Annotated in this window: 25 protein-coding genes and 1 riboswitch; of the genes, 1 reads left to right on the forward strand and 24 read right to left on the reverse strand. The window is 38.9% G+C overall.

Going from position 1 to position 25,888, the window contains the following annotated elements; all coding sequences use genetic code 11:
- Positions 1 to 116: 116 nt before the first annotated feature.
- The 7 genes from MHH70_RS05615 to MHH70_RS05645 all read right to left on the reverse strand — a co-directional run bounded on the left by MHH70_RS05615 (position 117) and on the right by MHH70_RS05645 (position 5,722).
- Positions 117 to 1,010 carry an ABC transporter ATP-binding protein gene (locus tag MHH70_RS05615; protein ID WP_342472775.1) on the reverse strand — a complete coding sequence of 298 codons (894 nt, stop codon included), beginning with the start codon at positions 1,008 to 1,010 and terminating at the stop codon, positions 117 to 119.
- Positions 1,007 to 1,207: a PLDc N-terminal domain-containing protein gene (locus tag MHH70_RS05620; RefSeq protein WP_066170990.1), complete on the reverse strand. Its 201-nt coding sequence runs from the start codon at positions 1,205 to 1,207 to the stop codon at positions 1,007 to 1,009. Before MHH70_RS05620 ends, MHH70_RS05615 begins: the two co-directional genes overlap by 4 nt.
- Positions 1,204 to 2,325: a helix-turn-helix transcriptional regulator gene (locus MHH70_RS05625; RefSeq protein ID WP_066170993.1), complete on the reverse strand. Its 1,122-nt coding sequence runs from the start codon at positions 2,323 to 2,325 to the stop codon at positions 1,204 to 1,206. The genes MHH70_RS05620 and MHH70_RS05625 overlap by 4 nt, the downstream gene beginning before the upstream one ends.
- A 91-nt stretch (positions 2,326 to 2,416) precedes the next feature.
- Positions 2,417 to 2,764 (reverse strand): aconitate hydratase, encoded by a 348-nt coding sequence (locus MHH70_RS05630; RefSeq protein ID WP_342472776.1) that lies wholly within the window; start codon positions 2,762 to 2,764, stop codon positions 2,417 to 2,419.
- Positions 2,739 to 3,089 (reverse strand): YolD-like family protein, encoded by a 351-nt coding sequence (locus tag MHH70_RS05635; RefSeq protein ID WP_342472777.1) that lies wholly within the window; start codon positions 3,087 to 3,089, stop codon positions 2,739 to 2,741. Before MHH70_RS05635 ends, MHH70_RS05630 begins: the two co-directional genes overlap by 26 nt.
- A 74-nt stretch (positions 3,090 to 3,163) precedes the next feature.
- Positions 3,164 to 4,417, reverse strand: coding sequence for a UV damage repair protein UvrX (locus MHH70_RS05640; RefSeq protein WP_342472778.1), 1,254 nt, complete (start codon positions 4,415 to 4,417; stop codon positions 3,164 to 3,166).
- Positions 4,418 to 4,531: 114 nt separating this feature from the next.
- On the reverse strand, positions 4,532 to 5,722 hold the full coding sequence (locus tag MHH70_RS05645) for an MFS transporter (RefSeq protein ID WP_107942377.1): 1,191 nt from the start codon (positions 5,720 to 5,722) through the stop codon (positions 4,532 to 4,534).
- Between the two features lie 92 nt (positions 5,723 to 5,814).
- Between MHH70_RS05645 and MHH70_RS05650 the strand changes: the two genes are divergently transcribed.
- Positions 5,815 to 7,482 carry an ABC transporter substrate-binding protein gene (locus MHH70_RS05650; protein ID WP_066171006.1) on the forward strand — a complete coding sequence of 556 codons (1,668 nt, stop codon included), beginning with the start codon at positions 5,815 to 5,817 and terminating at the stop codon, positions 7,480 to 7,482.
- A gap of 227 nt (positions 7,483 to 7,709) precedes the next feature.
- Here the strand turns inward: MHH70_RS05650 and MHH70_RS05655 are convergent, their stop codons facing one another.
- The 17 genes from MHH70_RS05655 to MHH70_RS05735 all read right to left on the reverse strand — a co-directional run bounded on the left by MHH70_RS05655 (position 7,710) and on the right by MHH70_RS05735 (position 25,826).
- Positions 7,710 to 8,159: a GNAT family N-acetyltransferase gene (locus tag MHH70_RS05655; RefSeq protein WP_107942376.1), complete on the reverse strand. Its 450-nt coding sequence runs from the start codon at positions 8,157 to 8,159 to the stop codon at positions 7,710 to 7,712.
- 53 nt (positions 8,160 to 8,212) lie between these two features.
- Complete coding sequence (locus MHH70_RS05660) at positions 8,213 to 8,797, reverse strand: ECF transporter S component (protein WP_066171012.1); 585 nt, start codon at positions 8,795 to 8,797, stop codon at positions 8,213 to 8,215.
- Positions 8,798 to 9,055: 258 nt separating this feature from the next.
- Positions 9,056 to 9,232: riboswitch (FMN riboswitch) on the reverse strand.
- Between the two features lie 764 nt (positions 9,233 to 9,996).
- Positions 9,997 to 11,214: a hypothetical protein gene (locus MHH70_RS05665; RefSeq protein ID WP_342472779.1), complete on the reverse strand. Its 1,218-nt coding sequence runs from the start codon at positions 11,212 to 11,214 to the stop codon at positions 9,997 to 9,999.
- The gene (locus tag MHH70_RS05670; protein ID WP_342472780.1) at positions 11,214 to 11,741 is read right to left on the reverse strand and encodes an RNA polymerase sigma factor SigX; all 528 of its coding nucleotides are present in this window, start codon (positions 11,739 to 11,741) and stop codon (positions 11,214 to 11,216) included. Before MHH70_RS05670 ends, MHH70_RS05665 begins: the two co-directional genes overlap by 1 nt.
- A 165-nt stretch (positions 11,742 to 11,906) precedes the next feature.
- The gene (locus MHH70_RS05675; protein ID WP_342472781.1) at positions 11,907 to 13,679 is read right to left on the reverse strand and encodes an ATP-binding protein; all 1,773 of its coding nucleotides are present in this window, start codon (positions 13,677 to 13,679) and stop codon (positions 11,907 to 11,909) included.
- Positions 13,672 to 14,388, reverse strand: a complete 717-nt coding sequence (locus MHH70_RS05680; protein WP_066171025.1) for a response regulator transcription factor — start codon at positions 14,386 to 14,388, stop codon at positions 13,672 to 13,674. The genes MHH70_RS05675 and MHH70_RS05680 overlap by 8 nt, the downstream gene beginning before the upstream one ends.
- A 681-nt stretch (positions 14,389 to 15,069) precedes the next feature.
- Entirely contained in the window at positions 15,070 to 16,302 is a 1,233-nt protein-coding gene (ccsB, locus tag MHH70_RS05685) for a c-type cytochrome biogenesis protein CcsB (protein WP_107942374.1), read from the reverse strand.
- Positions 16,299 to 17,951 carry a cytochrome c biogenesis protein ResB gene (locus MHH70_RS05690; RefSeq protein WP_342472782.1) on the reverse strand — a complete coding sequence of 551 codons (1,653 nt, stop codon included), beginning with the start codon at positions 17,949 to 17,951 and terminating at the stop codon, positions 16,299 to 16,301. Before MHH70_RS05690 ends, ccsB begins: the two co-directional genes overlap by 4 nt.
- 11 nt (positions 17,952 to 17,962) lie before the next feature.
- Entirely contained in the window at positions 17,963 to 18,499 is a 537-nt protein-coding gene (gene resA / locus MHH70_RS05695; RefSeq protein WP_066171039.1) for a thiol-disulfide oxidoreductase ResA, read from the reverse strand.
- Between the two features lie 96 nt (positions 18,500 to 18,595).
- Positions 18,596 to 19,330 carry a pseudouridine synthase gene (locus tag MHH70_RS05700; RefSeq protein ID WP_342472783.1) on the reverse strand — a complete coding sequence of 245 codons (735 nt, stop codon included), beginning with the start codon at positions 19,328 to 19,330 and terminating at the stop codon, positions 18,596 to 18,598.
- 284 nt (positions 19,331 to 19,614) lie between these two features.
- Positions 19,615 to 20,346, reverse strand: coding sequence for a sulfite exporter TauE/SafE family protein (locus MHH70_RS05705; protein ID WP_107942372.1), 732 nt, complete (start codon positions 20,344 to 20,346; stop codon positions 19,615 to 19,617).
- Between the two features lie 17 nt (positions 20,347 to 20,363).
- The gene (locus MHH70_RS05710; RefSeq protein ID WP_342472784.1) at positions 20,364 to 20,888 is read right to left on the reverse strand and encodes a CueP family metal-binding protein; all 525 of its coding nucleotides are present in this window, start codon (positions 20,886 to 20,888) and stop codon (positions 20,364 to 20,366) included.
- Positions 20,889 to 20,913: 25 nt separating this feature from the next.
- Complete coding sequence (locus MHH70_RS05715) at positions 20,914 to 21,594, reverse strand: response regulator transcription factor (protein WP_107942370.1); 681 nt, start codon at positions 21,592 to 21,594, stop codon at positions 20,914 to 20,916.
- A gap of 18 nt (positions 21,595 to 21,612) precedes the next feature.
- A complete protein-coding gene (locus tag MHH70_RS05720) occupies positions 21,613 to 22,974 on the reverse strand; it encodes a HAMP domain-containing sensor histidine kinase (protein WP_342472785.1) in 1,362 nt (453 codons plus the stop codon).
- 538 nt (positions 22,975 to 23,512) lie between these two features.
- Entirely contained in the window at positions 23,513 to 24,478 is a 966-nt protein-coding gene (locus tag MHH70_RS05725) for a D-alanyl-D-alanine carboxypeptidase family protein (RefSeq protein ID WP_066171048.1), read from the reverse strand.
- Positions 24,479 to 24,490: 12 nt separating this feature from the next.
- A complete protein-coding gene (gene scpB, locus MHH70_RS05730; RefSeq protein ID WP_066171051.1) occupies positions 24,491 to 25,078 on the reverse strand; it encodes an SMC-Scp complex subunit ScpB in 588 nt (195 codons plus the stop codon).
- A complete protein-coding gene (locus tag MHH70_RS05735) occupies positions 25,044 to 25,826 on the reverse strand; it encodes a segregation/condensation protein A (protein ID WP_107942366.1) in 783 nt (260 codons plus the stop codon). Before MHH70_RS05735 ends, scpB begins: the two co-directional genes overlap by 35 nt.
- Positions 25,827 to 25,888: the final 62 nt, after the last annotated feature.

Below are 25,888 nucleotides of genomic sequence, written 5' to 3' on the forward strand. Positions count from 1 at the left end.
TAGATGGGAATTCAACTGCCCGTAAAAGCTCGATTGGTTCAACTAACATTCAGTGGAAAAAGCGCCTACTGATTGAAGTTTCACTTTATAGTCAGTTAACTATTCGATACTTGTTGTTACGCCTTTGGGGTATCCGACATTTGCTGAATCAAAATAAAAATTTCATCTAAGCTTGCTGTTACACGCTCCACTTTAACAATCTCTAATTGTTCTGTAGCCAATAATTGTAGTACTTGCTGCATCGTCTGCTGTATTGGTAAATAAACAGAAAGACCATCAAGCTGTCCAGCGTAACGCACTGCGAAATTCGCAGCCTCCTGCTCCCGGACAAATTGTATATGATATCTTGGGTCAGCATACTTTTGCTGAATTGATACTAATGAACCTTGCTCTACTAACTGTCCATTTTTCATAAATAGCACCTGATCCGTCATTTTTTCGGCATCATGCAAAATATGCGTTGAGTATAAAATCGTTGTCTGCTGCTGCAATTCTTTTAATAAATTCATTATTTCCTGTCGTCCAATAGGGTCCAGCGCTGATACAGGCTCATCTAATAGCAACAGCTTTGGCTCGTGAATAATTGCCTGGGCAATACCGAGACGCTGCTTCATTCCCCCAGAAAAAGTTGCTGTTTTTTTATGTAGTGCATCACCTAACCCTACATACTCTAGCATTTTGATACTTTTCTCTCGCAAGCCCCTTGCAGGCACGCCACTCAATTTTCCAACCATTTCTACATATTCTAAAGCCGATAGCCAAGGATAAAATTGTGGATACTGTGGTAGAAAGCCGACGCTCCCCCGTATATCCTGTACTCCTTGCATCGTAACCGTACCGCTCGTTTGCTGTAACAACCCTACAATCATTGACATCGTCGTCGTTTTCCCTGCACCATTTGGACCGATAAGTGCTGTGGCGGTTAGCGGTTCTAATTCAAAGCTTACGCCGTCCACCACATTTTTCCCCACAAAGTTTTTTGTCAATTGCTCAACTTGTAATAATGTCATGCCTGTCGTCTCCCAACAATGAAATAAGCAATGGAACCTAATATACCACTAATTAAAATAAGTATTAGCCATATCCATTTCGGTCCATTAGTTGCATAAATACGCTTTAAATCAATCAATGCAACAATCATTAAAATGAACTGCACGACTAAAATTGGCGCTACTAATGCCCAAGGTATTTGTTGAAGCTCACTCACACAATCTCCTCCTCAATTTGTAAATATTGCGCTACTCTATATAGCATCTTTTGTAATCTTACATGCTGCACAACACTTGCAAAAACAGGCTGCTTTGTAATACTTGCAAGTAAATCACGCTTAATGGACTGCTCATCGCGTGGCGCTTGTGCACCGAGATGAATATTGTTGGCAATCCAATTATCTAGCAGGTAAAAATAGCTATCTCCACGTAGCTCGATTGGAAATTTAATATTTAAGCATATTTGACAATACTTCTCTAACATTTCGATTGCCTGTTGCTCACGCTGTTGCTGTATATAACCTGCCGCCGCCTGTAAATAAAAGACAAGCCCAGCATTCATATTTAATCTTTGAATTGTAAATAACTGCAACATTGCCTCAACTCGTTGAACAGTTTCATCAAAATGACTTGGATTCTCTACTTCATATTGCAATAAATTTGTAGCACTGCTAATTGTGCCAAGCATATGCTGATACATGCTCACCTGCAATATTTCCTTTGCCTTCTCTTGATTGCCACGCATCGATAGTGCCATAGCAATAAGATGCTCCGAGCCATATTGCATACGCGCCTCTTCACCTAAAATTTCTAGCACTTGCTCAAATTGCCCCTGCTCCAGTTTGACATAGGCTAACAGCATCTCTGCTTCATAAATAACCTTCACATCACTACAATGCTCCATAATGCGCTGACATAGCTCATCTACTCGCTGTAAAATCGCTACAGAATCATCTGCCTGCTTATAATAATTCAAATATAGCTGTGCCATTTGTAGAAGAAAAGGAAAACAAGCATAATATTCCGCAAGCAATTCCTCCATCTCTTGTTGTACTTCAGCAAAGCTATGCTTGTTAAATTTTTCGGCTAATGTTGCATACACTTTTCGCATATGTGCCTTTGTCATTTGTGGTTCATAGCCTAACAATGCATCAATCGTCATATTAAAATAAGTTGCGAGCTTCGGCAACAATGTAATATCTGGATAGCTCTGCCCCTTTTCCCATTTCGATACTGCTGCCTTTGACACACCTACATACTGTGCCACCTGCTCCTGTGTCACGCCTAATTCTTTTCGTTTCGTAGCTAGCTTTATAGCAAATTGAAAATGCTCCATCCTCCCGCCTCCTTACTTTCATTATAAAAAACCCTCGCCCAATTACCTAGCGAGAGTTTGTTTATTTTCGTAGAACAAGTCAACCGTTAGTTTACTCAAAATAAAGTAAAATCAACCGCTCTACCTCTTTTTTTAATGTTTGATTGGCATAGCGTATTGTTAAATCCTCACCTGATGTTGCCAGTATCACATCACAAAAATATTCATTTACTTTCACAAGTTGCACAAAGCGTATGCCTTGTTTCTTCAATAATTGCTTATGTTTCTCGTATTCTAAGCGCAATTTTTTGACGAGTTTCTCCATAATATGTGTATAAAATCTATGCATTTTTAATGTAGACAGCAGTGAAAAATCATACTGTAATGTGCGCATTGTCAGCTCTAAAATAATAAACTTATGGACCAACTGACGCTCATTGCAGTGAATCATCATACTCATCCATTAATTGTGCTGAATAAAGTGAGGAAATAGCAATTCGCTTCGTTTGCGTAGATGTTGTAACAACTAGCTCCTGCATTTCCTGCTGGTGCGCTGTAATAACACCGATGACTTCATGAAAAGACGACCCCCGCCATAAAATAAGGCAAATTATTGCCTTTGTTTGAAGAGCGTATTGCACAGTTTGTTGCAAATGCTCTAACTCCCATTCCGCACGTTCTAAAGGATACTCTTTCATCTGCTCCTTATCTAAATTGCGCAGCATTTCCATATGCTCGCTCAGCATCATGGCAGACCATTTTTTATTCCCTCGGTCACGCAACATCACGTTCACTCCTTTATCCTATATTAACAACCTGATGAATTAAGCCTCGGCATAATTGAATTTAACAATTTACTTTATTTGAAATGTCCACCGACAAGTTGCTCACGCTGCATGGCTGTGCCACTTGTCGTAAATGATACAGCTCGCAGTAATGAGGTAGCGCCAAAACGCTCGCGAATCGCATCCATGGTATAGCCAAGCATTTGCCGTTGCTCTTTTTGCTTATCAAACAAATCGAGCTGAATACTGCCATGTGGCTGTAAATTAGATAAACGTACAGAAAGCTGACGCACAGGCTGTTCTGCAAAATGAATGTTAAATAGCTCTTTACAAGTTTCATACATTTTCATTGTTTCATTCGTCGGCTCAATCATTGTTTTAGAGCGATAAAAGTTTTTTTCCAGCGCCGAGCGGCTATAAGAAACGCCAAGCGAAACAGTTGCTCCAATATAGCCAGCCATCCTTGCTCTTTTTGCGATATCCTCGCACATCTCCAGTAAAACAATTAAAATCTCCTCATGCGTATGGTAGTCACGCATAAGCATTTGCCCTTTGCCAAAGCTCATCGGCTCCTTCATATCTGGCTCCTCAAATGTCGATAAATCAATGCCCCACGCATGATAATACAATTGGTTTCCTATAATGCCAAACTCATCTTCAAGCATTTTAAGATTCGCATGTGCTAAATCATAAACACTAAAAATCCCTTTTTTATTTAGAGCATACTCCATACGTCGTCCAATCCCCCACATTTCCGATAGTGGAGCAATGGGCCAAAGCTTTTGTGGCACGTCCTTATAAGTCCATTTCGCAAAGCCTGTTGCTTTCGCCTCTAAATCGAGCGCTAGTTTTGCCATTAACATATTTGGACCCATGCCAACAGAGGACGGAATACCAAATTGATTGTATATTGCTTGCCGAATCGTCATCGCTGTTTCTTCTGGTGCACCCCATAGCTTCTCAGTACCTGTTAAATCAATAAAGCTTTCATCGACACTGTACACATGAATGGCTTCACGCGGAACAAATTGCATGATTAACTTCGTAATTTCTATCGACATTTGTAAAAAGAAATCCATTTTCGGCTCAAATAGCTTAATGCTCGGATGATTTGGTATGTCATAACGTCTATTGCCCGTTTTAATATGGAAATGCTGCTTCATCGGTGGTGAGGCAGCGAGTACAATACTGCCTGCTTGATGAAGATTTCCAACAATCGCAATCGGCTCCTGCTCCACATCAAGTCCTTCCAACATTGCGATACAGCTTGCATAAAAGCATTTCATATCGATACAGACAATTACGCGGTCTGGACAATTAGCATACAAATTAACCACTCCTCCAAAGAACGTTTGTTCTTATTTTACGAACATTCGTTTGTTTTTACAAGTGGTATATATAGGAAATAGGATTGTCAGAGCATATACCCGACAATCCTAAAATTACTGTATTGTACTAAATTGCTGTTTTGTCAGCACAATATAAATAGCAAAGACGATACAAGCTGAAAGAAGGAAAATATACGGAATTGGTAGCGTCTCCGCCCATACTCCTCCAATAAATAAACCAGCAGGTAGTGCAAGCTTCATAAACATAGAGGAGGTGCCTGCAACACGTCCCAATAAATGATTCGGTGTTGATTCTTGACGAATGGCTAAATAAATAATATTGATAATGATTGTTGTACATGTACGAATAGCTAATAACATACCAAGCTGCCACCAGGTTGTCGCAAAAAAGAATAACAGCAGCACGAAACTATCGATTAAATAAATTGTCGTAAAAATTTTGCCGCGTGTCCATTTTCTGCGTAGAGGCTGAATAAATTTAGCACCTATAAGACCTCCTATAGCAGCAATTGAATACATAAATCCAAGCTGCTCCTTCGTTTCCTGTAGCACATCAACTACGTAAAAAACTTGCACCCCAATGACAAAGCTCGTCGCTAAATTGCTAAATAAAATAGCTATCGTCGGATAAAATAATGTTTTATTACCGAATAGCTCGATAAATCCCTCTTTCATATCGGCTAAAATAGATTGCTTATGCGCTCTTTCCGGTGTTGGTGTCGCGTCTAATAAAAAAACACTCAACCAAATAACAACTAACGAGAATGCATAAACAATAAATAAATAATCATAGGCAATAAAAACGAGCAACATCCCTGCAATTGCTGGACCTACTATTGAAAACAGCGTATTAATAAACGAAAATTTAGCCTGAATTTCAGTCATCAACGACTTCTCAAAGAGTTGTGGCACAATCGCATGTTGCGCATTCCCAAATGTATAGCTAACAGTTGCCATGAAAAAACCTAAAATATACATATGCCAAAGCTGCACGGTATCTAACAAAATAATGACAGTTAACAATGTCGCAAGCACCGCTTTAATAAAACCTGTATATTTAAGCATCCTATTGCGATTTATACGGTCAACAAGCACCCCTGCAAGCATGCCTAGCAAAATATTCGGTAAAAAATCAATCATACGCATCGTACTCATTGCCAGTGCCGATTTTGTTAAATCATATATAAAAAGTGGCAAAATAAAATTATAAAGCTGGTAGCCTATCGTTGATGCGATTGTCCCTATGTACAACAATAAAAAATTACGATTATGATATAAATTCATCTAAGCACCTCCTGCAATTTAGTGTAAAATAAAAATAGAGGAACAAAAAGTGAGTACTTTATTTTTATTGTTCACCTTTTAAAGGAGGAGCTATGTTTCAATACATTTTAAAACTATATGGGCGTTTTGAAGTCGGACAAAGTAGCACAACATCTATTGCAGAGTTAGCGCAAATATGGAGCTGCTCTGCACGCTATGCGAAGGTGCTTATAAAAAAATGTGAGGAACGTGGATGGCTAAAATGGCATACTACACAAGGTCGTGGGAAAAAGCCTACAGTGCTTTTACAGCTAACAAAGCTAGAAGCTATTTATTTAGCATTCGACCATTATTGGGAGCAGCAACAATTTAAAGAGGCCTATGCACTATTACAAGAGCACGATGTAATTTCACATCCACAAGTAGAAAATTGGCTACAGCAACGTTACGGCTTTTCAAATGAGGAGGAACGCGATGTTTTTCGCTATCCTTATCCAAATATTCAGCTTCATTATGACCCGTTAAACGGCAACTCTCGGCACGATATGCATTTTTACAATCAAATACATGAGCCTTTATTTGTTTATTGTATAGAAACAGAGCGTGTGCAACCTAATTTAGTCTACGGCTATCACACAAGCGACGCAAAAAAATGGACTTTTACATTGCGTAAAAATATTTACTTTCACAATGGAACAAAGCTCACAAGCGAGGATGTCATTGCTTCCTTAAAGCGCGCTTGTATGAGAAAACTATTACCAGAGGCGCGATTGACTGTGACAAGCCCATATCATTTTACAATAGAGCTTGCACAGCCAACAATGCTATTCCCTCGTATACTATGTAGTTATCGCTTTTCTATTATACCTGTAAAATGGATTGAAGAAGGTGCAAAAGGCATCCCGCCTGGTTGCGGTGCATTTTATATCGCTGAGAAAAATGAGCAACATATGCGACTCTCCGTATTTCCGAAATATTTTAAGCAGCGACCATGGATTGATGATGTGGATATTCTTTTTACAGAAAACATTCAACAGTTTGGCATCAGTGCACTTCCTTTTGCTGCACATATAGCACAACAAAAAATCGTTTTTCAAGAGCAGGGAGCCGATTTTATTATATTCAATGCGGCACGTGGGCCATTGCAGGATGAAAAGTATCGACGTGCATTATTTGAGGCAATTGATGCGGCAAGCTACTGCTTAACAGAAGAAGGTGAAATAATAGCCACTAGCTTTTTAACGACAAATAACAGACAACAGCAATCACCGCTTCCGCTACCGACACTTGATTTTCCTTATTTACGTATCGGTGTACAGCAAATTCGGCCACATGCCAACCATTTGCGGGAAGCACAAATTTTAAGCTCATTTTTAACAGCCCATCACATCCCACACGAATTAACACTTATGCCTTTCCATGCATCGGCAGACTATTGTGTACAGCATTACGATATTTTTGTTGGTGGTATTGCAATTGGGGATGACAAGCTACTTGGCTGGTTATATGGATTAGACAGCGAGCGCTCTCCTATTAGTGCTTTTTCTAGCAATGCGGAAGTGCAAGCATTGCTCCAGCAAGCAACTATGTGCCAAGATGACAGCCAAGCAATGAATCTGTTATATAAAATAGAAGAACACTTAATTAACACCTTTACGCTAAAATTTTTAGCACATCGCCAACACGTATTTTATATAAGAAAAGACCGTCCATTTTATAATATTCAATTCGATACACATGGCAAAATTGACTATCGCAAAATTTATCAAAAACAAATGTAGCGTCGCAATAACGAGCTTTGCCTCTTTTTGTGTATAAAATATCGAAAATAGCCTATAAATAATCCGATGACAGCCTCCCGCTATATAATTAAATATAGCGGGAGGCTGTCAACAAATATTTTAATAACAAATATTTTAATTATTGTAGCTACCGTCATCGCTCAAAGTCCAAGCCATACGACTAGATAAACGGAAAATGAAAACACCTCTAGACAGCTTGTTCAAACTTAAAGTACAATTTCTAACCGCATCATGTCTACACATTGAATTCCGTTTTCAAAAATCGGCTCATCATAATGCTGGATAAAGAAATCGCGATCTACGCCAACTATGCGAAAGCCACATTTTTGATAAAGCGCAAGCTGGTTAATGCTAGAATTACCTGTGCCTAGCTGAATTGTCTTATATTGTGCCATTTTTGCACTTTCAATCGCATGTAGCACAAGCTGCTTACCTATTCCCTGCCCTTGCCATTGTTCATCTACTGCTACATTGACAAGCTCTACGGTATGTGGTCTTGTTGGTAGCAACACATAAACACCAACTATTTGTCCATCACGCTCTGCCACATAACAGTATCCACGTTTTATATAATCAATTACAATTTCTTCTGATGGATCCGCTAATAAAAGCAAGTCCATCGGTAGTTGTTCATTTGCTGTGAGCATTCGAATCATTTTTATTCACTTCCTTATAAAAAGCCGAGCTTATAGAGCAGCTCGGCTTTTGATTATTTTAATGATAAATAGGTGGACTGCTGCTTGTCAATCCATGTTTTCATCGTGCGGAATAGGAGCAGCGCAACAGTTAATATAATAATCCCTTTAATAATATTGAACGGTAAAATACCAAGTACAATTGTCTCATACATATCAAATGAGCCCCAGCCTAAGAAATAAGTATACATTGGTAAAAACACAAAATAGTTCAGTATACTCATACCAATAGACATCACAAACGTTCCTACTGCTAAACCTACTGCTAAGCCAGGAATCGTCTTGAATTTTTTATAAAAATAATAAGTTGGCAAAATGAATAAAATACCTGTTACAAAATTCGCCATATGTCCTACTGGAACACCTGTTGGGGCTCCTTTAAACAGCCAATCTAAAATATTTTTAATCAATTCTACTACAATACCAGCAACTGGTCCCATTGTAATCGCTGCAATCAACGCTGGTACATCGCTAAAATCAATTTTTAGAAATACTGGAAACCACGGCAGTGGAAAATCGAGCATCATTAATAAAAATGAGATGCTACTTAGCATTGCGATTGTTACAGTTGAACGTAACTTCAAGTTTTGCTTACGCATAAAAAATCTCTCCTCTTTGCTGATTCACTCTTGCAAGAAGAAAGGACAGTCCTATGCCATTCACGAAAAAACCCTTATACAATAAATTGTATAAGGGAGAAATAGGCAAGCTTAAAAAAGTCGTATTACTAATTTCGACCATGCTTAAAAAGCATGTTGCCAAAGCGTTTTTGTCATAAATTTCCGCATTTAAACAAGCCTATATTACCAGACTTTTTTAAAGCAAAATACGACATTTCCGAGAAATGACGACTGCGCCTTCACCTTCTCCCATCCAGACTATACTGTCGGCTTTGGAATCTCACCAAATCCTGCACCGCAAAAGCGGGCTCGCGGGCTTATGAAATACGAAAGCAATGACCTCCAAGTGAATGGTCGGAGATTGCAATTTCAATTACCGCCGGTCGGGAATTACACCCTGCCCCGAAGATGAATCAATATTAAATTTGTTGTTACACCCTCTATTATAAAAGAAACTTTTTAAAAGTAAACCCTTTTGCTTGGAATTCTTTTTATACATACCCTTACCGTTAGAAAAATCTGCGACATCCGCCGCAAATCTAACCAACACGATGTTAGTCACTCCGTCGTTATTTTAATATGGTCTTTTCTTAGATCGAGTTTCAATAATTCAGCAGGTGTTTGGACACCTGCTGAAAGAAGTTAAAAAGATTGAAATAGCCTTTTATAAAGTGAAACTTCAATCAGTAGGGCTTTCCCACAGATTGTTAGTTGAACCAGTCGGGCTTTTACGGGTAGTTGACCTCCCACTTATCCTTCAGCCGATTTTTCACTTAAGTCTGGAAGTGGGCGGTTTACTGCCCGTTAATGCGGGATAAAGTGAAACTTCAATCTGTGGAGGCTTTTCTCCACGGATTGTTAGTTGAACCGGTCGGGCTTTTACGGGCAGTTGACCTCCCACTTATCCTTCAGCCGATTTTTCACTTAAGTCTGGAAGTGGGCGGTTTACTGCCCGTTAATGCGGGATAAAGTGAAACTTCAATCTGTGGAGGCTTTTCTCCACGGATTGTTAGTTGAACCAATCGGGCTTTTACGGGCAGTTGACCTCCCACTTATCCTTCAGCCAATTTTCACTTAAGTCTGGAAGTCGGAGGTTTACTGCTCGTTAATGCGGGATAAATAGTGAACACTTCATCCAAAGCAAGAAGGTGCCTGAAAGCGGCGTATTCGCATGCTATTCAGGTACCTTCTATTATATCGAGTGGTAATTCATTTGGCGCTACAGGGATTGGCTGTGGCTTTGTAAAATCAAAGGTATCCCATGCTGCTTGTATAATATTTTCAAAAACGACTTGTTGATGGAATGCGGCAGCTGTTAGCATAATAGCTTCTAGCATTTGCTTTGCTCGCCTATAATCTAGCACCTCTAAGTCCAATGGCTCTTCAAATTTTACATGGACATTATCTGTGACAGTTACGGTAAAGTTAATCCCCTCAATAATAGCGGATTCATACTGCTCTGTGCTGAATCCAACCATGCCGTAAATCGCCTCGTCTACATGTTCATATATCGCAAGGGGCTGCTGTACATAATATTTTTTCCCTTGTTGTGTAAATAAATAATAGCTATAGTTTTGATTTAAAGGCACTGTTGCTGTTTCTATATTATCAGCATGGGCATTTTGCTCCAAAAGCACTTCCTCGTATTGAGGAAATGTTTCTCTTAATGTTTTGATGCTTTTTTTAGTTGAATAGTCCTCTTGATTTTCAAGTGCAATTATCAGCTCTTGTCCGCTTTCAGTAATTTCCCCTTCAATCGGATGAGTGTCCTCAAATCCGTACGCCTCTTCATCGAGCTTTGGTGCATATAAATTATACATATCAACTTGTGTAGGCTCCTCTGTACCAAAATCCTCAACAAGTTTTTCTTTTGGAATAATAATTGCAGATGGGATACTTACATCCTCGTCCCCTGCCAGACTAACAGTAAATACTTCCCCTTCACCTACTGCATCATCATAAATAGCAGTGGAATCAATCGGAGTCATTGCACGTGCTTCGGACATATCCTCCGTTGTTGAAAAAGTAGTTGCTGCCTCTTCCTTAGCTGTCTCCTTTGCAGCATCAGCTTCACTGGTATGATTGTCAACATTTGCACGATCGCTAGCGTAATTTTCCATCTCCTGTAGCGCAACATCGCTTCCCTTGTCAGTTTCTTCTCCAGTCATCGTTAAAAACATAGGAATACCAATTGCACACGTAACAGCAGCTGCTGCTACAAAGCTTGTAATACGTTTATATGAACGACGCACAGTTTTTTGAACTGGCTGCTGCTCTTCAAAAGCACCTGCAGCTTGGAGTTTTGCAAAAACATCCTCTTTGGAACGGTGGTCTTGGATTTTTGGTGCCTGCATCAAAAGCTTTTCAATATTTTCTTCATCCCATTTCGTCTTCATCACGAATTTACCTCCCTTCCATCCTGCTCTAAAATACCCCGCAATGTTTTAATTGCGCGATGCTGTGTCGTTTTCACTTTGCTCTCCGTCCAGCTTAAAATTTCAGCCGTCTCTCCAATCGACAAATCTTGAAAATAACGCATAACGATGACCATCTTTTGATCACCAGTGCATAGCTCTAATGCCTCTAGTAGCTGACGCATATCCTCACTCATTTCTAAAAATTGCTCTGGTGTACGAGCTGGAGAAACGAGCTGTTCACTTTCCCATTCAAAGGCATCAAACGTATGCCTTTCTCGCACATTATTTTTGCGAAAATAGTCGATAGCAACATTTTTAGCGATAGAAAAGAGCCATGTTTTTTCCGAGCTTTTTCCTTCAAATTTGTCATAAGCTCTCAACACACGAATATATACTTCCTGTGAAAGATCCTCTGCTATAGATCTGTTTTTCACTAAATAGATTAGGAATTGGAATACATCTTGGTGATATTCATCATATAATCGATGGAAAATGGACTCTTTCATCCATTCCACCTCCATCCTCATAAAATTAGTCGTACATCCAGTAAAAAAGTTTCATTTTATATATTGGGAATTTCTTCTTATTTTAAACTTTAAAAATTCATAGTTCACCTTCTTAAATAGATAAAGGGTGTGGGAAAATCCGATTTCCCACACCCTCTTATTCTATTACAATGGCAAATAAAAAGTAAATGCAGTTCCTTCTTTTTCAACGCTTGTTACCGCAATATTTCCATTATGTGCCTCAACGATATTGCGGGCAATCGCTAAACCTAGCCCTGTACCGCCTTTGGAGCGTGTTCGCGCTTTATCTGCTTTATAAAAACGCTCAAAAACATATGGTAAATCATCTTTTGGAATACCAATTCCTGTATCCCGCACTTCGATTTTTGCATAGGATTTTTCATAAGTTGCGGACACTGTTACAGCACCATCAACAGGTGTATGGCGCAGTGCATTGTCAACCAAGTTTGTCAACACTTGCTCAATGCGGTCTTCGTCAATATTAATCACTACATCCTCTTCGATATTCGTGATGAAGCTCAAATCTACATGCTTTTCCTTTGCTACTTGTGCGAATTTTTGCGTCATGCGCTCAAGCACAGGTACAAGTGGAATGAGATTTTTATATAAGCGCATATGTCCTGATTCCATTCGTGCTAAATCAAGTAAATCTGTGACAAGTCGTCCCATTCGCTGTGACTCATCATAAATAATTTTAATCATTTCATTGCGCTCATCTTCATCGATAACTACGCCATCTAAAATAGCTTCAGAATAGCCTTGTAGCATTGCAATGGGCGTGCGCAATTCATGTGAAACATTGGCAATAAAATCAGAGCGTAGCTTTTCCAAACGATGCTGCTCTGTTTGGTCGCGAATTACAGCTACTGCACCACGCACAAGCTCCCCACTATAAAGCGGGCTAATGGCAATGCTATAGTAGGAGCCATCCATTTCAATTTCTTCTTCAATTTTATCCTCAAAATCGAGCACATGGTCCAGCATATGATAAATTTCAGCAGGAATAGGCTTTGTGCTTTGTGCCCCTTTCGCAACAAACCATTTTTGCAAAAGTCGCTCTGCTGGCGGGTTGCTAACTAAAATCGTCCTGTCACGATTAAACGTAATTACAGCATCTGTCATCGATGTTAAAATACTCGATAGCTGCTCTTTTTCTTGGTTAATTACTTCTAAATGATGCTTCAACTGACGCCCCATTTGGTTGAAAGCAACAGCTAACTGTCCAATTTCATCATTTTGTGTTGTCGGCACTTGTGAATCGAAGCGGCCTTTTGCAATTTCAAAGGCATACTCACGCATCTTTCTTAAAGGATAAGTAATACGACTTGATAAGAAAAAGGCAAAAAACGTCGTTAAGACAAAAGCAATAAGCGCTGAAATAAAGACAATTTTTGTCGTTTCCTTACTTGTTTCATGCATCGCATCTGGATTTTGATAAATAAACACTGCACCATGTAAAGCCGCATCACCCTTTAATGGAAACGCGAGTACAACGTATGTTTCCATCTTATCTTCATTCTTTTGTGATGGTAAAATCATTTCCTGCAAAATTGGCTGGCTACTTGCATAAATATTTTCGAACGCTTTATCCTGTAAAATTTGCGCTTGTATACCCTCTTGATTAATTCCTTCTTGAATGGCATAAACAGCACCATCAGGATTTTCTACAATGAGCGCATTTGTCCCCTCGTGTAATACACTGCGAATAATTTCATAGGGTGAATTATCTGTTAAATCACCATCAACAATGTTCGCAATTGTCGAGGCAGTTTGGCGCAATGTCTCTTCGGCCCTGGCACTATGATAATTTTCTAAAAACTCCAGCATGAACACCGTGAAGATAAATAATACAAAGGAAACGAGAAGCAATATGGTTCCCCACAGCTTCCCGACAATACTATTCCATATTCTATTCATTCACAACCTCAAATTTATAGCCTACGCCCCAAACCGTTACAATCATTTTCGCTGCGCTTTCAGACACGCGATTTAACTTTTCACGTAAACGCTTTACATGCGTATCTACAGTACGTAAATCACCAAAGAAGTCGTAATGCCATACTTCTTTCAATAATTGCTCACGGTCAAATACTTTATCAGGTGATTTAGCTAGAAAATAAAGAAGTTCATATTCCTTCGGCGTCAAATTTACTTCTACACCGTCTGCAGTAACACGATGGGCATCATGGTCAATCGTTAGATGTGGAAATACAACTAAATCTTTGGAAGTCGAGCCATTTGAAACAGGTGCAAATGCTGCTGAACGTCGTAAAATAGCTTTTAAGCGTAGCACCACTTCGCGCGGGCTAAATGGTTTCACGATATAATCGTCAGCGCCAAGCTCAAAGCCTTGTACACGGTTTGCTTCCTCACCTTTTGCTGTCAGTAAAATAATTGGTGTTGTTTTCTTTTCACGAATTTCTTCACATACTTGTAGACCATCTTTTTCAGGCATCATGATATCTAAAAGAATGCAATGGTAATCATGTTCAAATGCCTTTGTAACTGCCTCTTCCCCATTTTCAGCCTCATCTACAATATATCCTTCACGCTCTAAGTACATTTTTAATAGACGGCGAATACGATCTTCATCATCTACTACTAATACAGAAATATTTTCAGACACTGGTGTATCCCCTTTCCTACTTTCTACATCTTCTATTGTAACGTTTCAACACCAAATTGAAAAGGAAAGGAATGTCCTAATACGACATAATATCACATATTTAGCGAAACGCTTTATGATTATTTTTTCTGGTGATACTTCAGAAATAGCGAGTTGGTTAGCTTTTCTAGGGAAAGTATCTCAGGCGTGTTAATTAGCCTTTATTTCACAGAGATCACCTAGTAATTCATTGATTTCCATTACGGAGGGTGCGGCTTCCATTAATTTATTTCGGTGAATGCCGAAATAAATAGATTTTCAGCTCGAGGTCAACACGATGTTGGTCATGGAGGCGTTGCCACAGTGCGTGACGACCTTAGCCTCCTTACCTTTGATTCCAATGGAGTCGCCCCTTCACTCCAATCAACAAGTGTATGCCTATTGAAAAGCATTTCCCCCTATAAACACGCTAATAAATAGACAATATTTACATAATCAACAGGTTTGAAAATATATATTCCTCAAATACCAAAAAAGGCGAGATTTGAACAGCACCCCCTTTACTTAGAGGAACTACTGCTAGCCTCTATGTTTTCATATTCCCAAAAGTACTCTCTGCCTCACCGAACTAACATTTTATCTAAACAGCAAACAAAAGCGTCTAAACAGCCGGCAACTGCACGGCTGTTTAGGCGCTCCTTACTATGCATATGAATGTAAGCCAGCGATAATTAGGTTAACGAACACCAAATTAAACATGATTATCGTAAAACCAATTAAAGCAAGCCATGCTGATTTTTTACCTTCCCAGCCTTTTGATAGGCGTAAATGTAAAAATGCCGCATAGAATAGCCATGTAATTAAAGCCCATACCTCTTTAGGGTCCCAACCCCAGTAGCGTCCCCATGCTTCTTGAGCCCAAATCATGGCAAATACTAATGCGCCTAATGTAAACATTGGGAAGCCAATTAAAATCGAGCGATATCCGATTTCATCCATAAGTGGCGAATTTGCCTTTTTCACTAATGGTTGAAGTATTGCCGAAATTGAGCGACGTGTAATTAAGCGAATAAGCAAGTAAATAACAGTACCAAATATTAGAGAGAAAAAGACTGTTGTCAATTTTTTAGCATTCACAAGTGGAGGCATCTCTACTAATGGTTGGAATGATTGATTTTCTTTAGCCACAGGCTCATATATTTTATTCTCTGCATCAACTAGCTCTACTTCTACATATTTATTCATCCCAAAGATAGCGGGCTTATGATATTCAACTCGGCTTGTGTTACCCTCTTTATCGACATATTGATATGTTGCACTATAGCCCATTGCACCAAATGTAACAGAAGACACAACGAAGCCAATGACAAGCACTAAAGAAAACATAACTGCTTCTAAGAAAAAGCGTTCCTTTGAAGCTCTTTTCACATCTACATGCTTTAATAAATAAACTAATCCTGCAACGGCGCTAATCGCTAATACAGCTTGAGAAAGAGCAGCCGTAATAACATGAATTGTTAGCCAATGACTTTGTAATGAAGGAACTAATGGACTAACCTCTCTTGGGAACATCGCAGCATAGGCAATAATTATAATAGCAATTGGCAATGCTACAACCCCGATTACAGCTACTCTGTACATAAAGTAGCTTCCGATAAATGCCCCAACAATAAACATACCTAATGCTGTCGTAAATTCAAACATATTACTTACAGGTGCATGTCCTGTATACATCCAGCGTGTAATAAAGTAGCCAATATTTGAAACAAAGCCAATAATAGTTATCGTAATGGCTAGCTTGCCCCATTTCTCAGCAGAGGCTGGTGCATTTTTTACTTTTGATGGTTTAATTGCACCACCAAACAAGATTGTAGCGATTAAATAACAAATGAATGCAGCATATAATAGATAGCCGCTTAACTGAAGTAAACTCATAAGGAGTTGTCACCTTCCTTTTCCTTTTGTTCTTGTTCTTTTTCTACTTGGTCCAGGTATTGTGGTAAATAAGCGTGTGTTGTAACAGCGTCTAAGTCTTTTTTCATGCTGAACCAGTTTTTATTTGTATGTGCAGCAAGACGCACTGTCCCATCCTCTAACTGCTCCACCCATAAACGACGGTGGCTCCAATATGAACCGATGACAACACCTAGCATAAAGATGAAGCCCCCAACAAATAAAATTGGAATCGATTTATCTTTGCGAATCGTCAAGCCGGACATATTGCGTGTTTCCACACTAGCAAACTTCATTTTATATTGATTATCTCCTAATGGCTCTAATGTTTCGCGAATCGCCACAAAGCTCGTTTCACCCTCTGGCGTTTCAGGTGTAAACATACGGAAAATAAATGCCGGATTATTTGGATATGGTGTAGCCGTTTGTGGCACACCATCCTTAAAGCCTGAGAAATCCGGCAAATAAGAAACAAGCTCTACTTTTGTTTGCTCATCGATAATATATTCTTTTTGCGGATTCGTTAAATCGATACTTACTTCACCTAACGATGCTTCAGTTGCTTTATTTTGCAATTCAAAATTCATAACTTTTAATTCGTTTAGGCGATAGTCCATTTGATAGATAGCATAGTCATCATGCTTTAATGGATGATTGACACGGATTTCATAGGATTTCACTTCCTCTAAATCCGCTGTTTGTCCAGGAATGGCACCTTCTTGTTGCTTATAGAGCGTTACGTTTGTTTGGAAGTTTTTCGCAACAACATTGACGCCTTGACGCAACTGTTCGCCTTGCGGGTCGTTATCATACGTTTCTAAAATAAATTTATCGCTGTATAAAAGATAGCCGTCCATTCCATCAATAGCACGTGTCTCACCCTCGCGTAGCCACATCGACTCATCAACATAAAAGCCTGGCAATAAGCGTAGCATAACGGCACCTAGAAAAATAATTAATCCAAGATGATTAATATACGGACCATAACGTGCAAAGCGTCCTCTTTCTGCAAATAATGCATTGTCCTCACGACGCACCTTGTATTTTAATTGCTGCATTTGCTGTTCAATTAAATCAAGCGTTTTATCCGCTTGCTTAGCAGGCTGTCCTTCTGCTACGACGCGCTGACGTTTCATAAAGCTCGTATGACGCTTTACTCTCTGATTTGTTAAAGAGCGATGTAACGGAATACCTCGGTCAATACTTGCTACAATAATCGAAATAGCTAGCATTCCAACAATTACTTGGAACCACCAAGATGAATATAAATCGGACAGACCTAAGCTATAATAAAGCGTTCCGATTGTTCCATAGACATCTTTGTAATATGCTGCTTTTTCAGCATCTGTTGCAACATTCACATAAAATTCCTGTGGGAAAATCGTTCCGATTGACGCTGCAATAAGCGTAATAATAATTAAAGTAACTCCTACTTTAACGCTAGAGAAAAAGTTCCAAATTTTATCGATAAGCGATTTATTACGCGTTTTAGAGCGAATTGCAATACCGTCATAACGCATATCAACTACTTGTTTTTCCTGCTCCTCTACCGTTAACGGTCGTCCACATTTTTCACAAAGCTTTGTGCCAATTGGATTTTCATGCTTACAAGTACAAATGATTTTTTCCATCTGTCAAACTCCTATTCCGGTTTAATGGATTCCATATATGAAGCGATATCTGCCTCACTCATTTCACCGGTAATAATTTTTTTCACTTTCCCGTCTGGTGTCACTAAAATCGTCGCAGGCAAAGCTGCTCCTACGTTATATGCTTTTTGCACACTTCTCGTTTTATCAATAACAACAGGGAAATCGACCCCTAAATTAGAAATGAACCTTTGCACTTCAAAATCAGATTGCGCAATATTAACTGCTAACATTTCAACACCCTGACTTTTATATGCATCGTATTGGCGGTCCATCGCTGGCATTTCACGCTCACATGGAGGGCACCAAGTACCCCAGAAGTTTAAAAACACACCTTTTCCTTCATAATCTGATAAGCGATGTGTTTCACCGTTTAAATCAACAAGCTCGAAGTCAGGCGCTTTCGACCCTTCCTTTAGCATTTCCACTTTATCTTTTGTCGCTGTCGTATAAACCGTATAAACAATTGCAGCGAGTAATACACCTAAAATAATACCGCGCATAATTGAACGCTTTTTCTTTTTTTCCATTTGCGTATAACCCTCCTCACACAGTCTACTCCCGCCTATTATTATAACAAATAACAAATTTTTAATATAAAGCACTTTTGAATGAATTATGAACGTTTACTCAATCTTCCCTGTTTCAGCCAATACACGCAGCAATTTTACTTCATGCTTTGTCAGTTCCCGGTACTCTCCTGGGCTTAAACCTGTTAAATCTAAAAAAGCAAAGCGCTCTCGCTTCAGCTTTACAACGGGCGTTCCTATTGCTTCAAACATTCTACGCACTTGGCGGTTTTTCCCCTCATGAATAGTGATTTCACAAATCGCTTTGCTCGCCTGCTCATCAAATGATGTCATGCTTACTTTTGCTGGAGCCGTCTTGCCGTCCTCCAATTTAATGCCGCGCTGTAGCTTTTTTAAGCCTTCGATTGTCGGCACACCTTTCACACGCGCAATATATGTTTTATCAATTTTAAACTTAGGGTGTGTTAACAAATAAGAAAACTCCCCATCATTTGTTAACAACAATAAGCCCGTTGTATCGTAATCTAAGCGACCTACTGGGAATATGCGTTGATGCACATGTTTTTTAAAAATATCCGTTACCGTTTTACGTCCTTTATCGTCTGTTACTGCCGAAATATAGCCTCTTGGCTTGTATAATAGGAAATACACTTTATCTTCCTTCTCAAGCCTTACACCTTCTACCTCAATTGTATCAGAGTTAGATACTTTCGTACCCAGCTCCTTGACAACTTTACCGTTTACCTTTACTTTTCCTTCTACAATTAGTTGCTCTGCTTTACGACGGGATGCCACACCCGCATAAGCAATCACTTTTTGTAATCGTTCCATAAGATCACCTCATTGATTGATTGTTCGAAAACCCTTTCATTTGCGCCTGAACCTGTTGAAAATTATGTCACACTTTGCGCCATTATTAAAGAAAAATAGCTTTATTTCACATTTAGACGTGACAAATTTGTCACATGATAAAGCTCCAAGTAAAAAATCAGCACCTTTTATGTGGTGGTGATGCTGATTTTCTATATTTGGCTAACGCTTTTTCAATTAATTTATCCTTACTTATAGTTAACTTGGAGATTTCGCAATTTATCTATGCCTTTGATTGAGTACCTTTAGCCCCAATAAGTAATCGTATCGAAAAGACCAACAATAATGAGCAATACCCCTGCTATTTGTTGAAGTAGTCTTCCGATTTTCATGCTTTTTTTCATTACTAAGCCCTTTACATCAAAATACCAGATGAGATATAAAACAATTAATAATGGAATTGTTGTTGCAATACCAAAAACGGCTGGCAATGCTAAGCCGTAAGAGCTTGAAGCAACGATGGGCATAAGCCAGACAAAAAAGATGACGAACATTGTTGGACAAAATGCAATCGCAAAACTAGCGCCTAATAAAAATGAGCCGAATTTCCCCTGCATTAGTTTCAATGGCATATGACTTGTTATGCGATTTAAAAACTTTAATTTTAAAACGCCCATCAGCACGAGTCCAGTAAAAATTAACAATGGACCAATGCCCTTTCGAAACAACGGAAAATATGTTGTTAATGCTGTTTCAAATGCTTGACCAAATAGCCAAGCAAATAATCCAATTATACTGTACACAACTACTTTACCAGCAATAAATGAAGTAATAATGCCTAAGCTAGCATTCTTTTGAATCGTGCGGTTACCATACAATGTAATGGCACTAATATTCCCCGTAAGTTGGCACGGAGCGACTGCACCAATTAGCCCTAGTAACAGTGCAGCAATAATTGGCGAATGATTATATGAATTTAAAAATAAAGATAACGGCTCACTCAACATTTGACCTATTTGAGACAAAAAACTCGACATTTCATCCCCCTAATTCTTTAAGTTAATTGTAGTGTAGTAATGCAAGTACCATCCTTATCAAAAGTAGAAAATTCAGATTCAACCAGTTTACTACCATGCTGTATTTTAATTTGATATGTTTGATTACGCAGCAACCATAAGTCAATAAATCCATTTACTCCCGTCTGCAATGTTTCATTTACAACAACATTGCCCTTTTCGTCTTCAATATAAATATCAAATTCTTCCTTGACTAACTCTCCTTGACAACCTGTTAAGCTATGGTTATGACAAGGATGTGTTTCATTTATGTAAGGTGCGATGGACACAAAAAACTCCTCTTTTGGTAACTCATAAACTTCCTTTTCTTCGTTATCGTTTGTCACAACTAACTGTGTAGCGGTAATAGACGCGGACTTTGCAGTGATATTGCGTGCCGTATAATATTGCACCATTTCTTTTATTTCTGTTGCTTCAATTTTCTTCACTGCCTCCTCCTCTTGCGCGCACGCCGTTAATAAACTCCCACTCATTACTAGAGCTAAAATTAGCTTATGCTTCATTTTATTTCCCTCCATTTTCAACATCTTAATTCCATTTATACCCTATTCCCCACGCTGTTTTTAAAAACGTATCTGCTGGAAAACCAGCTTTTTTTAACTTCTCTCTTAAATTTCGAATATGGGAATCCACTGTTCGGATATCTATTTCAGTCTCATATTCCCATGCAACATTTAATAATTCTTCGCGTGCGAAGGTTTTAAAAGGTCTAGAAATAAGTGCTTTTAAGATATCAAACTCCTTGTATGTGAGCTGTGTCGTTAAATGCTCGTAGTGTAGGGCGTACATTTCCGTATCTAAAATAAACTTTTCAAAGCGAATAACAGCTTTTGAGGATTTGCTATTTTCTGAAGCACGGCGTAGTTGTGCATTCACTCTTGCTATTAATTCCCTTTCATCAAAAGGCTTAGCAATATAATCATCAGCACCTAAATTCAACCCTTTTACTAAATCAATTTTATCGGCACGTGCTGTTAGCATAATAATTGGGACATTTGAAAATTCGCGAATTTTTGCACATACTTGCCAACCATCCATATAAGGCATCATCACGTCTAAAAGGACAAGGTCAACCTCTTTTTCTTTCAGTATTTCGAGTCCTATTTCACCACTTGTTTCCTTCAAGCATCTCATACCCTGTGGTAGTAGGAAGAGTTCCACTAAATCTAACATCCTCTGCTCATCATCAATTAAAAGAACAGTATGCATTGTACTTCAATACCACCTTTAAATTGTAATTGTAAACGTACTTCCTTTTCCTTCTTTACTCTTCACTTCAATCGTTCCGCCAAGTGCTACAACGAGTTCCTTCACTACCGCTAAGCCTATTCCAGAACCTCCATTTGAACGAGAACGTGACTTCTCCACTCGATAAAGTTTTTCAAAAATATATTCAACCTCTTCAACTGGAATGCCAATCCCTGTATCCTTTACAGCAATAACTATTTTCCCATTTTTTTCTTCAGCCTGTAAAACAACAATTGAATCTTTATTTGAATACTTCAATGCATTATCCAATAGGTTTAGAACAATCTGCTCTAAGCGTGTTTGATCAGAATAAACTTGAAGCCGCTCCTCACAAGCTAGCTCTAGTTTTATTTCTTTTAAATTGTAAGAGGATGCAACAAGTTTACAAACATTTTCTAAAAATGGTCTGACAAAAAAAGTTTCTTTATATATATCAAATGTCGTCTCATTCATGCGAGCCAAATCCAATAAATTTTTCACTAAATCCTTCATACGATTTGCTTCTTCACCAATAATTTCAATATAGCGTTGACGTTCATTTACGCTAATTTCCTCTCTCATCGCAATTCTTGAGTAACCTATTAAATAAGTAAGTGGTGTACTTAATTCATGTGCAATCGTTGCTAAAAACTCATTTCTATCGTTTTGCAAGTGTTCAAGGTCGTTCGCTAGCTTATGAATGGAGTGCGATAATTCACCAAGCTCATCCTTTCCCAAATTAGGCAAGCTCACTTTAAAATTTCCCTTACTTAATTTTTCTGTTGCTTCCTTCATGCGCATTAAAGGTCTCGTAATAATTTTTGATAGCATGACATAGATGATAAATAGTACAATAAAGCCTACAATGCCTGATAAAACAAAATGCATATTCATTTTATCTACCATTTGATTAAGCGAGTTTGTGTTTTGCAGCATAATCACAAAGCCCGAACGCTCTTCATCCACTTTATACGGGTGAACACTGACGATATAGGCAGAACTTCTCCAATCAGAGATAATGATGTCGTCTTTTTCAGTGTGAAGATTCTTAATAAAGAATTGATCGTCCTCCTGTACCATGTGTGAAGGGTTTGAGCTGCTTATAATATCACCATGTTTATTCGTAATCATCACTTCTCGATTGCCATTCTTCTCCATTAAAGAAATGTGCCTCAAAGTAGTTTCTGAATAATACCCAACAAGCACATCACGATGATTTGAACCATTTGCTAATAGTAAAGAAAACTCCTCCTCCACCCTTGTATTAATCGTGCTTTTATGAAGGAAGTACATCAGAATGGATTCCATTATTAGCACAACTAAAAAGAAGCTAATTGCTAATTTTGTAGATAATTTATTCACAACTGCTCCCTCCCAGCTAATCATGTAAAGACAAGTATAATCAATAAATATGAAAAAATTATGCAGAAATAAGAAAATTATTTCATAAGTAAAATACTTTCATGCTGAAGGTGTCTTACCTCATAATTTTTGATTAGTCTAGAGCCCTCTCCTTTATACTTCTGCCTGCCCCTTCTTCCTATTACCTGTAAAACAGCTGTAAAGAATTATAAATCCTTTTATTATTAAATTTTACAACGTGCTTAACCATTTGATTCGGTTCAACTGAAATTGTATCCTTCCCCCTGAAAGTTAGCAGGTGGCTCTTTACCATCTATCGAAACAGTTTTAAATGGCTAAACTAATTATAATTTTCTCAGGTTCCTATCCATATTAAAGAGGCTGTCCGAAAAGTATATATCTTTTCGGACAGCCCCATCTCTCATATTAAATATTTGCTAAAAACACTCACTCATACGGCATTCACAATCAATTGTCACTGCTCTCACCGCAAAGAGGTTTTCTCAAAATGACTTTTCAGACAGCCCTTGTCTTTTTCTTATTCTCTTTGTACAGCTACAGCGTGTACAGGGCGCCCCTTATCATATACATACCATATCGCTTCCTTTTTATGGGGGTCTGTTGGCAAATAGACAACATGCTGCATATCACGCACTTCCGCTTTCGTCACAAGCATTTTTATCGGCTCATTAACCGTTATTTTTTCGCCTGCTACTGTATATATTCCTTTTTTCGCTAAGGTGCGCTCGGCGTAATTGCTAGCGATATGGTCAGCAAGCGCAGTGTGCACGCGCCAGTCATTTGATTCATTTAATGTCACAACAATAAAGTGTTTTTGCTCTTTTTGAAAATAGGTGGCAAGCGTGCGACCCGCTACTTTTGTATAGCCTGTTTTGCCTGCAACTGCGCCGTTATTTTCTGATAAAAGGCGATGCTTATTTTTCCAGCTTTGCTCGCCATTAAAAATAACGGTTGAGGCGATTTTTTTAAACTGTTCGTTGCGCATCGCGATTTGGAGCATACGCGCGGTATCATAAGCTGAGGAAAGATGCTCCTCATTGTGTAAGCCAGATGGATTGCTAAACTTTGTAGCCGACAAGCCCGCTAGCTGTGCGCGCTCATTCATTAAATAAACGAAGCCCTCCACAGAGCCTCCCACATGCTCGGCAAGCGCATATGCCGCATCATTGCCAGAGCGCAACATAAGACCATAAAGCAATGTTTCAATTGAATACGTCTGCCCTTTTTCCAAATAAATAGAAGAGCCTTCACTTAGTGCAGCGCGCTCTGAAATTGTCACCTTATCATGCAGCTCGCTGTTTTCAAGAACAATTAAAGCTGTCCATATTTTCGTTAAGCTTGCAATCGGTAATCTCACATGCTCATTCGCCCCCATTAGCATCCTACCTGTTTGTGCATCAATTACCGCATATGCGTGTCCTGCTGCCTGTGCTGAAGGCTGCAATAAAACGAAAAGCAATACGACACATAGCCACTTTTTCAAATATCCACTCCTTTAGTCATTAAATGCTTCTTGGAATTTCGTTAAAAATAAATCGGCTTCCTGCTCCTCTTCCATATCATGTCCCTCTGGTAAAGGTGGTAGCTCTCCTATGTCCTTCAAGCCGAAATAATTTAAAAATTCCTTCGTTGTACCATATAAAATGGCGCGTCCTGTTCCTTCTACACGTCCGACATCTTGAATAAGCCCCCTTGAAACAAGTGTTTGAATTGGTTTTTCACTTTTAACTCCTCGCAAATCTTCCACTTCTATTCTTGTAATTGGCTGCTTGTACGCAATAATTGCTAGCACTTCGACTGATGCCGCTGTTAATAGCTGGCTTGTTGGGTTATCCACAAGCTTTTTAATCGTTTCTGCCATTTCTGGTTTTGTTGTTAATTGATATGTACCCGCCAATTGTTTCAATGTTATAGCAGATGTCTTTGATTCATTATATTGCGTTGCAAGCTCACTTAGTCCTGCTTCAACATCCATAACTTCTACATCTAAATAATTAGCTAACTGACGTACCGTCATCCCCTCATCTCCAACAACGAAAAGGAGTGCCTCAATTTTGCTCATCAACGTCTCCCGATTCATCATCGATTTCCTCCTTCTGTAAGAGCACTGTCAAATCCTCAAAATTACGCTGCTGTTCCACTAATACGACTTGGCGCTTCATTAATTCTAACAACGATAAAAACGTAACAATTAAGGTTGACTTATCCTCATAAGGGAATAGCTCTGAAAATAGCGCACGTCCACCTGTTTTCTTTAAAGAGGCAACAACCGCATGCATTTTTTCCCGTATAGAAATTTCTTGCCTTGCTACTCTCGTTTGTAAAGGTTTTCTTAATTGTTTACGACGCAGTAGCTTTTGGAATGCTGCGAGCATATCATAAACATTCACATTCGAATCGAATAATGCCAGTTGCTCATCCGGCATAAATACAGATAAATCTGCAGGTGGACGCGTATACACCTGTGCCCGCTCTCCTTCGAGCACTTGTAGCTGGGTTGCCGCTTCTTTATATTTTTTATACTCAATTAAGCGTGCCACAAGCTCGTCACGCGGGTCCGCGCTGTCAAGCTCAAACTCCGCATCCTCCATCTCCCCTTCATGAATAGGCAACAGCATTCTACTTTTAATTGCGAGCAACGTTGCTGCCATAACTAAATATTCACTTGCCTCATTTAACTCTAACACTTGCATTGCATGGATATGGTCAATATATTGCGCTGTTAATTCGGCCATCGGAATATCATATATATCAATTTCCAAACGATTAATTAAATGCAATAATAAATCGAGTGGGCCTGAAAATGCTTCAAGCTTTACTTCATAAGACATTTAATTACCACCTGTCGTTATATGTCGAGGTATTCTCCCTAGTCGTAAGCATATATTTGAGC

This window comes from Metasolibacillus sp. FSL H7-0170 (assembly GCF_038593115.1).
Classification (GTDB): domain Bacteria; phylum Bacillota; class Bacilli; order Bacillales_A; family Planococcaceae; genus Metasolibacillus; species Metasolibacillus fluoroglycofenilyticus.

Coding starts and splice junctions, on each gene's coding strand:
- MHH70_RS05665 (WP_342472779.1), bottom strand. CDS start 11,214: ATGAAGACGAAATGGGATGAAGAAAATATTGAAAAGCTTTTGATGCAG.
- scpB (WP_066171051.1), bottom strand. CDS start 25,078: ATGATGAATCGGGAGACGTTGATGAGCAAAATTGAGGCACTCCTTTTC.
- MHH70_RS05735 (WP_107942366.1), bottom strand. CDS start 25,826: ATGTCTTATGAAGTAAAGCTTGAAGCATTTTCAGGCCCACTCGATTTA.
- MHH70_RS05700 (WP_342472783.1), bottom strand. CDS start 19,330: ATGGAACGATTACAAAAAGTGATTGCTTATGCGGGTGTGGCATCCCGT.
- resA (WP_066171039.1), bottom strand. CDS start 18,499: ATGGAAAAAAAGAAAAAGCGTTCAATTATGCGCGGTATTATTTTAGGT.
- MHH70_RS05675 (WP_342472781.1), bottom strand. CDS start 13,679: ATGAATAGAATATGGAATAGTATTGTCGGGAAGCTGTGGGGAACCATA.
- MHH70_RS05625 (WP_066170993.1), bottom strand. CDS start 2,325: ATGGAGCATTTTCAATTTGCTATAAAGCTAGCTACGAAACGAAAAGAA.
- MHH70_RS05705 (WP_107942372.1), bottom strand. CDS start 20,346: ATGTCGAGTTTTTTGTCTCAAATAGGTCAAATGTTGAGTGAGCCGTTA.
- MHH70_RS05710 (WP_342472784.1), bottom strand. CDS start 20,888: ATGAAGCATAAGCTAATTTTAGCTCTAGTAATGAGTGGGAGTTTATTA.
- MHH70_RS05715 (WP_107942370.1), bottom strand. CDS start 21,594: ATGCATACTGTTCTTTTAATTGATGATGAGCAGAGGATGTTAGATTTA.
- MHH70_RS05650 (WP_066171006.1), top strand. CDS start 5,815: ATGTTTCAATACATTTTAAAACTATATGGGCGTTTTGAAGTCGGACAA.
- MHH70_RS05645 (WP_107942377.1), bottom strand. CDS start 5,722: ATGAATTTATATCATAATCGTAATTTTTTATTGTTGTACATAGGGACA.
- MHH70_RS05690 (WP_342472782.1), bottom strand. CDS start 17,951: ATGGAAAAAATCATTTGTACTTGTAAGCATGAAAATCCAATTGGCACA.
- MHH70_RS05635 (WP_342472777.1), bottom strand. CDS start 3,089: ATGTTGCGTGACCGAGGGAATAAAAAATGGTCTGCCATGATGCTGAGC.
- ccsB (WP_107942374.1), bottom strand. CDS start 16,302: ATGAGTTTACTTCAGTTAAGCGGCTATCTATTATATGCTGCATTCATT.
- MHH70_RS05630 (WP_342472776.1), bottom strand. CDS start 2,764: ATGAGTATGATGATTCACTGCAATGAGCGTCAGTTGGTCCATAAGTTT.
- MHH70_RS05655 (WP_107942376.1), bottom strand. CDS start 8,159: ATGATTCGAATGCTCACAGCAAATGAACAACTACCGATGGACTTGCTT.
- MHH70_RS05670 (WP_342472780.1), bottom strand. CDS start 11,741: ATGAAAGAGTCCATTTTCCATCGATTATATGATGAATATCACCAAGAT.
- MHH70_RS05660 (WP_066171012.1), bottom strand. CDS start 8,797: ATGCGTAAGCAAAACTTGAAGTTACGTTCAACTGTAACAATCGCAATG.
- MHH70_RS05615 (WP_342472775.1), bottom strand. CDS start 1,010: ATGACATTATTACAAGTTGAGCAATTGACAAAAAACTTTGTGGGGAAA.